At 59.3% G+C, this 11,228-nt stretch carries 10 protein-coding genes; 7 read left to right on the top strand and 3 right to left on the bottom strand.

Annotated features, from left to right (window positions below; genetic code table 11):
• Window positions 1-30: 30 nt before the first annotated feature.
• Entirely contained in the window at window positions 31-975 is a 945-nt protein-coding gene (locus HCG46_RS25800; protein WP_022997686.1) for an ABC transporter substrate-binding protein, read from the top strand.
• Between the two features lie 77 nt (window positions 976-1,052).
• Entirely contained in the window at window positions 1,053-1,907 is an 855-nt protein-coding gene (locus HCG46_RS25795; protein ID WP_062489284.1) for a fumarylacetoacetate hydrolase family protein, read from the top strand.
• Between the two features lie 279 nt (window positions 1,908-2,186).
• Here the strand turns inward: HCG46_RS25795 and HCG46_RS25790 are convergent, their stop codons facing one another.
• Window positions 2,187-2,936 carry an SDR family NAD(P)-dependent oxidoreductase gene (locus tag HCG46_RS25790; protein ID WP_055659098.1) on the bottom strand — a complete coding sequence of 250 codons (750 nt, stop codon included), beginning with the start codon at window positions 2,934-2,936 and terminating at the stop codon, window positions 2,187-2,189.
• A gap of 186 nt (window positions 2,937-3,122) precedes the next feature.
• On the opposite strand from HCG46_RS25790, the gene HCG46_RS25785 reads away from it, so the two are divergent.
• Window positions 3,123-4,439, top strand: coding sequence for an aminotransferase class III-fold pyridoxal phosphate-dependent enzyme (locus tag HCG46_RS25785; protein WP_205838706.1), 1,317 nt, complete (start codon window positions 3,123-3,125; stop codon window positions 4,437-4,439).
• Between the two features lie 40 nt (window positions 4,440-4,479).
• Here HCG46_RS25785 and HCG46_RS25780 read toward each other — a convergent pair whose 3' ends face one another.
• Entirely contained in the window at window positions 4,480-5,961 is a 1,482-nt protein-coding gene (locus HCG46_RS25780) for a PLP-dependent aminotransferase family protein (protein WP_022997682.1), read from the bottom strand.
• Window positions 5,962-6,222: 261 nt separating this feature from the next.
• Here HCG46_RS25780 and HCG46_RS25775 point away from each other — a divergent pair, with 261 nt between their 5' ends.
• The 4 genes from HCG46_RS25775 (at window position 6,223) to HCG46_RS25760 (ending at window position 10,626) form a co-directional block, all read left to right on the top strand.
• On the top strand, window positions 6,223-7,362 hold the full coding sequence (locus tag HCG46_RS25775) for a substrate-binding domain-containing protein (protein ID WP_075282063.1): 1,140 nt from the start codon (window positions 6,223-6,225) through the stop codon (window positions 7,360-7,362).
• Window positions 7,363-7,463: 101 nt separating this feature from the next.
• Window positions 7,464-8,552: an ABC transporter ATP-binding protein gene (locus tag HCG46_RS25770; RefSeq protein ID WP_168687867.1), complete on the top strand. Its 1,089-nt coding sequence runs from the start codon at window positions 7,464-7,466 to the stop codon at window positions 8,550-8,552.
• Window positions 8,553-8,554: 2 nt separating this feature from the next.
• The gene (locus HCG46_RS25765) at window positions 8,555-9,478 is read left to right on the top strand and encodes an ABC transporter permease (RefSeq protein WP_022997679.1); all 924 of its coding nucleotides are present in this window, start codon (window positions 8,555-8,557) and stop codon (window positions 9,476-9,478) included.
• Window positions 9,475-10,626, top strand: coding sequence for an ABC transporter permease (locus tag HCG46_RS25760; RefSeq protein WP_168687866.1), 1,152 nt, complete (start codon window positions 9,475-9,477; stop codon window positions 10,624-10,626). The genes HCG46_RS25765 and HCG46_RS25760 overlap by 4 nt, the downstream gene beginning before the upstream one ends.
• 22 nt (window positions 10,627-10,648) lie before the next feature.
• On the opposite strand, the gene HCG46_RS28655 is transcribed toward HCG46_RS25760, so the two are convergent.
• Window positions 10,649-11,188: a PAS and helix-turn-helix domain-containing protein gene (locus HCG46_RS28655; RefSeq protein WP_062489274.1), complete on the bottom strand. Its 540-nt coding sequence runs from the start codon at window positions 11,186-11,188 to the stop codon at window positions 10,649-10,651.
• Between the last annotated feature and the right edge of the window lie 40 nt (window positions 11,189-11,228).

Genomic DNA, 11,228 nt, shown 5'->3' with positions numbered 1-11,228 from the left:
TTCCGTCCAACCCAACCACAGGAGAGGAATATGCTGAACAGACGTACTCTTATCGGAGCTGCAAGTGCCGCTGCCCTGATGCTTTCCGGGAACTTTGCCTTCGCCCAGGAAACCTACATTCCGCTCATCTCCAAGGGTTTCCAGCACCAGTTCTGGCAGGCCGTGAAGGCTGGAGCCGATCAGGCCGCTTCGGAGCTGGGTGTCACCATCACCTTTGAAGGCCCGGACAATGAGACCATGGTCGACCGCCAGATCGACATGCTGGCCGCTGCCCTTGCGAAGAACCCGACGGCAATCGGCTTTGCCGCTCTCGACAGTCAGGCCGCCATTCCGCTTCTGAAGCAGGCTCAGGAAAAGGGAATCCCGGTCATCGCGTTCGACAGTGGTGTCGACAGCGATATTCCGGTGTCGACAGCGTCGACCGATAACATTGCTGCTGCAGCACTGGCTGCCGACAAGATGGCAGAGCTGATCGGCGGAGCTGGCCAGGTTGCCGTGGTGGCACATGACCAGACCAGCCGGACCGGCATCGACCGTGTCGACGGTTTCGTCAACCAGATGAAGGCAAATCATCCGGATATCGAGGTCGTCACCGTTCAATATGGCGGCGGTGATCATCTGAAGTCGACAGAACTCACCAAGGCCATCCTGACAGCCAATCCGGATCTGAAGGGCATCTTCGGTGCCAACGAAGGGTCTGCCCTTGGTGTGGTCAACGGTGTCTCTGAAATGGGCAAGTCCGATGTGGTCATCATCGGCTACGACAGTGGCAAGGCCCAGAAGGATGCGATCCGCAACGGCGTCATGGCCGGTGCGATCACCCAGAACCCGGTCGGCATCGGCTACGAGACCGTGAAAGCAGCCCTCGAAGCATCGCAGGGCAAGGAAGTTCCGGCGCATATCGACACCGGCTTCTACTACTACGACAAATCCAACATTGACGATCCGAAGATCGCTGCTGTCTTGTACGACTGATCGATTTTGTCGTAACCAACCCCATCGAGCCCGGTTGCTCGCGCAACCGGGCTCCAACCATTCAAGGACGATCCTTTATGAAATTGCTGAGATTTGGCGCTCCGGGACAGGAAAAACCCGGAGTTCTCGATGCCGACAACCGCGTTCGTGATCTTTCTTCCGTTGTCGCGGATATCGCCGGCGATGCTCTTCTGCCTGAAAGCATTCAACGCCTGCAGGGGCTCGACGTCGCTTCGCTGCCACTGGTGGAGGGCGCTCCGCAGCAGGACCTGCGCGTCGGACCTTGCGTCGGTAATATCGGCAAGTTCATATGTATCGGCCTCAACTATGCCGACCACGCTGCCGAATCCGGCATGGATGTGCCGCCGGAACCGGTGGTCTTCAACAAGTGGACCTCGGCCATTGTCGGTCCGGACGACGACGTCAAGATCCCGCGCGGCTCGCAGAAAACCGACTGGGAAGTCGAACTCGGCGTCGTGATCGGCAAGGGCGGTGCCTATATTGAGGAAGCCGATGCGATGAGCCATGTCGCCGGATTCTGCGTGATCAACGATGTCTCCGAACGCGAATTCCAGATCGAACGGTCCGGCACCTGGGACAAGGGCAAGGGATGCGATACCTTCGGCCCGATCGGCCCCTGGCTGGTAACGCCGGATGAAGTCGGCGACTTCGACGATCTCGGCATGTGGCTGGAAGTGGACGGCAAGCGCTACCAGAACGGCTCCACCAAGACGATGGTCTACCGGGTACCGTTCCTGATCTCCTATCTCAGCCGCTTCATGAGCCTGCAGCCTGGCGACGTCATCTCCACCGGCACGCCCCCGGGTGTTGGCATGGGACAGAAGCCGCCGGTCTACCTGAAGGGCGGCGAAGTCATGACGCTTGGCATCGACAAGCTGGGCAGCCAGACCCAGAAGGTGACCAAGGCCTGATCAATCGGGATCTTGTATGAACAGTCACGGCCGGACGCGGGAACGCGTTCGGCCGTTGACGTTTTTGAAGAAGGGGCGCACGGCATCTCCTGCGTGTCGTCCCGGTTTGTCGCGTCAGCGTCAAGAGCGGGATCCAGTATCTTATGTGGCCGGTGAGGGGCAGAGGCGACTTCATGCGATTACTGGATCCCTGCCTTCGCTGGTATGACAAGGCGCATGTGGACAGATTGATAGAAATCCGCTTTGTCCGTGGACGAGCAGCGCCGCCACAGGTTCTCTTCAGCCCTCTCTGGCGATCTGCCAGCCGGCCCAGGACTGGCTGACGGGCATCAGTTCCAGCGAGTTGATGTTGAGATGCGGGGGCTGTGTCGCGACCCAATAGACAGTGCTGGCGATGTCTTCCGGCTGGATCGCGTTGGCGCCACCATATAGAGCATCGTAGCTTTCCTGGTTGCCACCGGTACGCACCAGCGTGAATTCGCTTTCGCATAGGCCCGGTTCGATGGAGGTAACCCGAACCCCCTTGCCGTGAAGATCCGACCGCAGGCCAAGCGAGAACTGGCGCAGGAACGCCTTGGTACCCGCATAGACGTTTCCGCCCGGATAGGGCCAGTTGGCAGCAATGGAGGAGATGTTCACGACCATGCCCTTGCGCTCGATCAGTTTCGGCAGAAGCTGGTCGGTGATGGTGACGAGACCGGTGATGTTGGTATCGATCATGGTCTTCCAGTCGGAGAGTTTCGTCGCCGGTGCCGAAGCCGTGCCGAGGGCAAGGCCGGCATTGTTGACGAGGATGTCGATCTCCTGAAAGTCCTCCGGCAGGCTGGCGAGGGCCGCAGTTGTTGCAGCTTCGTCCATGATGTCGAAGACAAGCGCGTGAAATGCCTCGCCGAGATCCGTCTTCAGCTTTTCCAGCCGATCCGCGCGCCGGCCGGTACCGATAACCTTCCATCCGTTTTGCACGAACAGCCGGGCCATCGCCTGACCGAAGCCGGAGGTCGTTCCGGTAATGAGAATTGTGCCGCTCATGAGCCTGCCTTTCCGATGTATCTGAAACAGTCGCTTGATCGGACCATAGGCAGCTGCCCTGCCAGCACAACGCCAAAAGCAGGCTTTGGGCCTCTGGCTCCTATGAATTCAAGCGCTGGCTCTACGGCGGGTTTGCGACTGGTCCTAGGAGTGTTGGGATTGCTCCGATCTGAAGGACCCTGCGCCATGACCCAGATGCCGATCAACATGGATCACCACTGGCTTCCGTTCACCAACAACCGTCTCTTCCACAAGGAACCGCAGATGTTCGCGCGGGCGGAGGGCGTGCGGTATTGGACGCCTGAGGGGCGGGAAATCCTGGACGGATCTTCAGGCCTGTTCACCTGTGCAGCGGGGCATGGCCGCAAGGAGATTGCCGAAGCCGTCTACAAGCAGCTTCAGGTTCTGGATTATTCCCCGCACTTCCAGCGCGCGGCGCCGATCTCCTTCGAACTTGCCGAAGCGCTCAGCGGAATTCTGCCGGAAGGTCTCGACCGCATCTTTTTCGGGTCTTCCGGGTCTGAAGCCGTCGATTCCGCCATCAAGATCTGCCTTGCCTATCACAAGGCCAAAGGCGAGCCTCAGCGCACCCGTTTTGTTTCGCGGGCCTGGGCCTATCACGGGGTCAACCTTGGCGGCACGTCACTGGCGGGCATGGTCAACAACCGGCGGGACTTTTCCGGCGTTACCTGCGACGTCGTTCACATGCGCCACACCTGGAACGAGGATCAACGCTTCACGAGAGGGCAACCGCAAGACGGAGCGTGGATTGCCGAAGATCTGGAGGAGATCTGCAAGACCTACGGTGGCGAGACCATTGCCGCGGTCTTTGTTGAGCCGATTGCGGGTTCTATCGGCACTATCGTGCCGCCCGTCGGATACTTGCAGAAGCTGCGCGAGATCGCCGATAAATACGGCATTCTGCTCGTGTTCGATGAAGTCATCACAGGTTTTGGCCGGACGGGCTCGGCCTTCGCGGCACAGGAATTCGGTGTCACACCGGATGTCATGACGATGGCGAAGGCGATTACCAACGGCGCGATCCCCATGAGCGCTGTCGCGGTGAAGACGGAAATCCAGAAAGCCGTCATTGATTCCATCACCGCGGATCGGCCGGAACTGATGCACGGTTATACCTACTCCGCCCATCCGGTTGCCTGCGCCGCAGCTTTGGCAACACTTGGCATCTACAAGACCGAAGGTCTTTTCGAGAGGGCGGCAAGCCTCTCGTCAACATTCCTCGATGGCGTTTTCAGCCTTCGCAATCTGCCTCATGTCCACGATTTGCGTGGTCATGGCATGATGTCCGGCATTCAGCTGACACCGGGAAAAACGCCGGGAGCAAAGGGATCTCTGGTGCAGCGGAAGCTGTTCGACGAAGGCCTGCATGTCAAAGCAACCGGTGATGCTCTGATCTTCGCCCCGGCACTCACTACATCGGAAGAAGATCTCTCGATGATGATCGATGTCCTCCAGAAGGTCTTGGGCAAGGCAGAGCTGTAAGCTGCCGGTCGCGGGGTATCCCGGCTTTGAGCCGGGATCGCTACCTGCTGTCCGCCAGAAGTTGTCCGAGCAACTTGATGCCCGGCTCCATCTTTTCTTCAGCAATTGCACCGAAGCCCAGGCGGATCCGGTTTCGAGGACTATTCGGGGAGAAATACCGGTCGTCTCCTGCCTCGATCAGCAGACCTTGCCGCGCGGCTCTCGATTGCAGTTCCGCAGCGCGGATACTCTCCGGTAGCCTGATCCACACGCCTGACCCACCCGTCGTGACCGTTGCCTGACAGGTCGGCAAATGCGTTTCGATGAGCCTGAAGATCTTCTTCCATTTCTGCGACAGCACCTTTCGCTGACGTCTGATATGGGAATCGTAATGGCCCTCGGACAGAAAGATCGCCATCGCCCGCTGGTCGAGTGCTGAGGGGTGCCGATACATCAAGCGTCTGAGTGCCCGAAGCTCTCTGATAATGCGCCTGTCCGCAGCGATGAAACCGAGCCGCAATCCCGGAAACAGGGCCTTGGAAAGACTGGCTACGTGGATGACACGTCCGGTACGGTCGAAACTGCGCAAGGACGGTTTCTGTGCGCCGATGAAATTCAGCTCATGCTCATAGTCGTCTTCCAGGACGATGAAATCATGCGTTTCGGCATGGGCCAGCAGCCGCAGACGCCGCTCCATCGACATGGTGACGTTGGTTGGGGACTGATGGCCGGGTGTGACATAAACAAGTCGTGCCCCCTTCAGCTCGTCTCCAACCCGCATGCCGTTTGAATCAACCGGGTGATACTTCAGCTCTGCCCCAAAGGATTGGAAGATGTTGCGGGTGTCCACATAGCCGGGTTCTTCCATGTCCGTCCTGACCCCGGGCCGGCAAAAGAGCTGTGCCACCAGGAAGAGGGCATTCTGGGCGCCGACGGTTACCAGAATCTCGTCCGGCTCTGCCCGGAAGCCCCGTTGCGGCAGCATCCGGCGGATGATCTGGTTGACCAGCATCGGGTCGTCCTGATCGACCAGATCGCCGATCCAGGTCGGGGCGTGCTGGGCAGTGCCTGCCAACCGGACACAATCGCGCCAGCGCGCGACGGATGTCTTGTCCGGCGCAAGCTGGCCATAGATGAAAGGGTAGGGATAGGACTGCCAGTCGGCTGGTTTTGAAATGTTTTCCTGGGCCGCGTAGCTGTAGGTCAGAAAGGCTTGCGGATTAAACGGGTGCTCCGCAGTGGGCAGGATGTCCTTGGCGTGATCATCCACCCGGATGTTGAGCTGTTCGCGGATGTGCCGTTCGTTGATGAAATACCCGCGCCGGCTGACCGATTTAAGATAACCGTCCTCAACCAGTCTCTCATAGACGATGGCGACCGTGTTTCTGGAAACCTTTATCTCGCTGGAAAAGACACGGGTTGCCGGCAGCGGTTCGTGCAGGGGCCACACGCCGTCCAGAATGGCCTCGATAAGCCGTTCCTGAATCTGGTGCTGCAATCGTCTGCCCGGATCGAAGGGCGTGTCGAAATAGGTCGCAAGCATTTGAACTTTTTGGTCGTCCCTGAATTCGGTTGGCCCGAGGGCGGCAGTTTGAAGCTGTTTCCCGAACCTGCAAAGCCCGGCAATTCCTCTGGCTCCATAGTTTTCACTCTCTGGCTCTAAGGGTGAATATTGCACCGCAATATCCTTTCTTGCAACGCGGCGCAGGATCGTCCGGGCAATGCGACCCTTTCCAAAAAAATGCGGCCTGTAACGCGCCAGAACGAGGAACAGTTTGGTGAGACCAACAGTGAAGGGGAAGTCATGATCAGTTTTAAAAAGGGGGCATCCGCAACGCGGCGCGATTTCCTGAAAACCGCAGCCGCGGCAGGCGCAGGGCTGTCCATGCCGGCAATCGTCAGCTCCAGCGTGCTGGCCTCGTCCGGTGAAATCAACATCATGATGTGGTCGGACTATCTGCCGGAAAGCTTCGTCAACGGCTTCACGGACAAGACCGGCATCAAGATCAACTTCACCGGCATCGGCTCCAACGAAGAGATCATCAACAAGCTGAAGGCCACCAACGGCGAAGGCTTCGACATCGTTTCACCGACCGTGAACCGCAACCTTCTGTGGGCAGAACTTGGCCTGTTGCAGCCGTTCGACATGTCGAAGGTCGCGCTCGACAAGGTCAACCCCTCAATGGCACTTGGCGAAACCCACTGGAACTTCGACGGCAAGGGCGTCTTCTGGCTGCCGCATATCTGGGGCACGGAAGGCATTGCCTGGCGGACGGACGCCTTTGTTCCGGGCGGCGAATTCCCAAGCTATTACGATGTCTGGGATGAAGCCAATGCCGGCAAGACAATGGGCCGTGGACATTCCATGCTGCTTGGCCTCGGTCTCGGCCTTGAAGGTCGCGGCGAACTGGAGCCGGGTTCCATGTGGGCTGCTTACGAGAGCCCGGAAAAGATGGACGAGGTCTGGACCAAGGTCGTTGAGGCCGCCATCGCCAAGAAGCCGAACATCAAATTGATCTGGAACGATGCGGATACCCAGAAGAACGGTCTCCTGAACGAAGGCGTGATCGTCGGCCAGACCTGGGATGGACCTCCGCTTGCCCTGAAAACGGCTGGTGAGCCGGTCATGTACCGGGCGCCGAAGGAAGGTGCGATGGCCTGGGTCGATGGGCTTGCCATGCCGACCGGAGCAAAGAACATCGACCAGATCTACGCCTTCATCGAGACGGCTTATGACGCCAAGCTCGCCGGCGAAGCCATCAAGACCCACGGCTACAATTCACCGGTAATCGGCGCGGCCGAATTCGGCGGCGAAATCTATGCCAAGAACTTTGCCGATGCTTATCCGGGCGAAGCGCTGGACAACCTGAATGCCTGGCCGGCGGAAGCCCCGTGGTATTCGGAAAAGCGGACCGAATACACCAACAAGTTCCTGTCCGCCTAAGGCCTCTCCGGCTTTCTCAATGGCGGGTGCCGGGCGCAATGCGTCCGGCACCCGGCCGCCCTTTTTCCGTCTCCCTTTCCCGCCGTCCTTCTGAGAGCGCCATGGCCACAAAAGATATTGTTCTGGATCACGTTTCCATTCGTTTTGGGGCCTATACCGCGGTCGACAATGCACATCTCGTCATCAAGGGCGGCGAGTTCTTCTCCTTCCTGGGGCCGTCCGGCTGTGGCAAGACCACCTTGCTGCGGTGTATTTCCGGCTTCTCCGATCCGTCCGAAGGTCGGGTGCTGATCGGCGGACAGGACATGAAGGGCATCGGCCCGAACAAGCGCCCGACGGCGCTGATCTTCCAGAACCTTGCTCTCTTTCCGCTCATGAGCGTTGCCGACAACATCGCCTTTCCACTGGAGGTCCGGGGGATCGGTCGCAAGGACCGGCGCAAGCGGGCAGACGAACTTCTGGACATGATCGCGCTTCCCGGTGTCGGCGACAAAAAGGTGCACGAACTTTCCGGCGGTCAGCGACAGCGCGTGGCGATTGCCCGTGCGCTGGCGGTCGAGCCGGATATTCTGCTTCTTGATGAGCCGCTGTCCGCGCTCGATCTGAAACTGCGCCACCACATGCGCACCGAATTGCGCGCCATCCAGCAGCGCGTCGGACTGACCTTCATCTATATCACCCACGATCAGGGTGAGGCCCTGACCATGTCGGACCGTGTTGCGGTCATGAACTCCGGCGTTATCGAGCAGGTCGACCCGCCTGAAACCATCTACAATCGGCCGAAGACTTCGTTTGTCGCCTCATTCGTGGGCGAGACCAACGCCATCGAAGGCAAGGTCGCCCAGCAGTCGGAAGCGCTGGTTTCCGTTGAAACGCCACTCGGCCGCCTGCAGGGAAGGGCAGCAGGCGGGCGTCAATACAAGGCGGGCGAAGACTGCATCCTGTTCATTCGACCCGAGCAACTGAGCCTTGGTGATGGTGCCCCCAACAGCTTGACAGCGAACTGGGTGAAGGAAGAGTTCGAAGGCAATTCACGGCAGATGTTCCTGGAAGCGAACGGTGTCCAGCTTCGGCTCACCCGGGTCAACCTTGGCGGTGCGCCGGACAATCTCTCCGGTGGTGCCGTTTCGCTCGGCTTCACGCCTGAGCAGGCAATCGTCCTGCCGCATGGCGCACTTGCGGGAGCGTGAGGATGAAAGCGCTTCAAAACGTATTCAGGGAAATTTCCGGCAAGCATGGTCTTGGCGCTGCATCGTTCGTCGCGGTGGCGGTTCTGTTCTGGGTCATCTGCCTGATCACGCTGCCGCAGGTGGCAATGCTCGACTATTCCTTCCGGTTCAACCTGCCGGCAGCTGAAGTCGGTGGACCGCAAGATGTCTATACTCTTGAAAACTATTCATATTTTTTCCAAGGCAACGACGGTACGGTAAACACGCTCGATATCGGTATCCTGTTCAAGACCCTGATCGCGGCGGTGTTCGTCACCTGTATCGACATTCTGCTTTGCTACCCGATCGCCTTCATTCTCGCTCATTCGGCCACCGGCGTGGCGGCGCGGATGATGGTCATCGGCCTGATCGTGCCTTTCTGGGTCAACGAGATCCTGCGTGCCTTCGCCTTCCGTGTCCTGTTCGGCTCAACGGGCCTCATCAACGGCATCGGCATGTCGGTGGGACTGTGGGATCAGCCCGTCGATTTCATCCGGGCTGACGTCGCGCTCTATTCCGGGCTGACCTATGCCTACATCCTCCTGATGGTTTTCCCGATCTTCAATGCCGTCGAGGCGCTCGACCGCAACCAGATCGAAGCGGCAAGGGACATGGGTGCCAGCTGGTGGCGGGTGCATTGGCGGGTGGTGCTGCCGGTTGCCAAGCCGGGCATCGCTTCCGGGGCAACCATGGTGTTCATGCTGACGGCAGGTGCGCTTGCAGCCCCCCAGATCCTCGGCGGTCCTTCCAATCTCTGGTTCACCCAGCTCATCTACCAATGGTTCAACGAGAGCGCCAACTGGCAACGCGGTTCGGCCTATGCGGTGATCCTGCTGATTGTCTGCATCTCCTTCGTCATGATGCTGATGCGGATCTTCAAGGTTTCCATCGGGGAGATCGGCCGATGAACCGGGGCACAGGCGGCGGCGTGGTCGCGGCAGGCTTCTCCCTGCTTTTCTTCACCTTCCTGTTCGGGCCGCTGATCATCATGGTGATCACGGCGTTCAATTCGTCCTCCTTCCCGCGGATCACGCCATGGGAATGCTTCACGACGGATTGGTTTGGTGTCCTCTTCGCCAATGACCGTCTTATGAGAGGGCTGGCCAACAGCTTGGTGATCGCCATCAGTGTGGTGGTCATTGCCGTGCCGATCGGACTGGCGGGAGCGCTTGCGCTATCGGAGCTCGGACCGCGCCTGCGGGCGGCGCTCTACACGGTGCTGATCACGCCGATCCTCATTCCGGGCGTCGTTCTCGGCATCTCGACCATCGTCTTCTGGGGCGCCTTCGGCAGGTCCGTCGGGGCGGACTACGGTTCGATCTTCTACAATGGCATGTTTCTGACGCTTGCCGGTCAGGTCACCTTCATTTCCGCCTATGCGATGCTGGTGTTTCTCGCAAGACTGCAGCGCTTCGATCCGATCCTGACGGAAGCCGCGCTCGATCTCGGCGCGACCCCGGGACAGGCCTTCCGCAAGATTCTGTTGCCGTTCCTGTGGCCGGCCATCGGCTCTGCCGCGTTCCTGACCTTCCTGGCATCTTTCGAGAACTACAACACCACCGTCTTCACGATCCTCTCCGGCAATACGTTCACCACGGCACTGGCTTCCAAGGTCCGTCATGGGACAGACCCTTCCTTGTCGGCGCTCGCGGTCATCATCATCGGGGTTACGCTGATCGGGGCAGTGGTCCACGAAGCCCACATGCGGCGGAAGGAAGTGATGCGGACCGGCACTGCTGCGCGTTCCCGCATTTACGGCAATCCGGTTCTGCGGACGCTCGTCCACCCGCTGACGATCTTCGTGATCCTTCTAGGTGTTGCAGGTTTTGCCACCTATCAGGGTTCGCAGCACGATGCTGGCGTATGCAAACAGCAGATCCTCGATGACAAGCGCGCTCGTCAGCAGGAACTTCTGGAGGAACAGCGCCGGAAGATGGAAGCGCAACAGCAGAACCAGGCACCTGCGTCCACTGCGCCGGTTGAAGCGCCGGTGAAAGCCAATCCGTCGCCCTTCGGCGGGGCCTTCAAGCCTAATGGTTTGAAACCAGGCGAGTAACAAGCGAACAGAAGCGTGCCGTCTACTGTCCGGAAAGCCGGGACAGCAGCACGGCAACGCTTTTGACCTGAAACTTCTTCAGAAGGCGCGCGCGCACATCCTCAACGGTTCTTGGAGACAGGCTCAGGACACGGCCCATTTCCTTGCTGGTCTGTCCCTGGGAAAGAAGCAGCAGGACGTCTCGTTCGCGCGGTGTCAGCTTCGGCCCGGCGGCAGCATTGTCGATCAGGGCGAAACTCAGGACGATCCGTGCCAGCGGTGTTTCCGGCGTCAGGGTTCGCGCCCGAAACCGGCACCAGATTGGCGTTCCATCGGACCGGCGCATCAACCGCTCGTCCGTGTAGGGCAGGGACCGGCGCAAGGGCTCCAGGCCAATGTCGCGGATCTGGTGAAATTCCTGATCCGTGCCGTAGAGCAACCGGAAACTCTGCCCGATCAGCTGAGACTTCTTGAACCCGAACATCTCAACGAATGTCTGATTGCAGGCACGAATGATCCGGTTTTCGGTCAGCGCCAAACCCATGGGCGCGTTTTCGAAGGCCAGTTGGTCGAGGTCTGTCATGTTTCACCGTGTTCCTACGGTATTGGCACCGTAGTTTGAC

Source organism: Labrenzia sp. PO1 (assembly GCF_012273635.1).
Classification (GTDB): Bacteria; Pseudomonadota; Alphaproteobacteria; order Rhizobiales; family Stappiaceae; genus Roseibium; species Roseibium algicola.
Note: the sequence above shows the minus strand (reverse complement) of the source record. Positions and strands in the feature narration are given on the sequence as shown.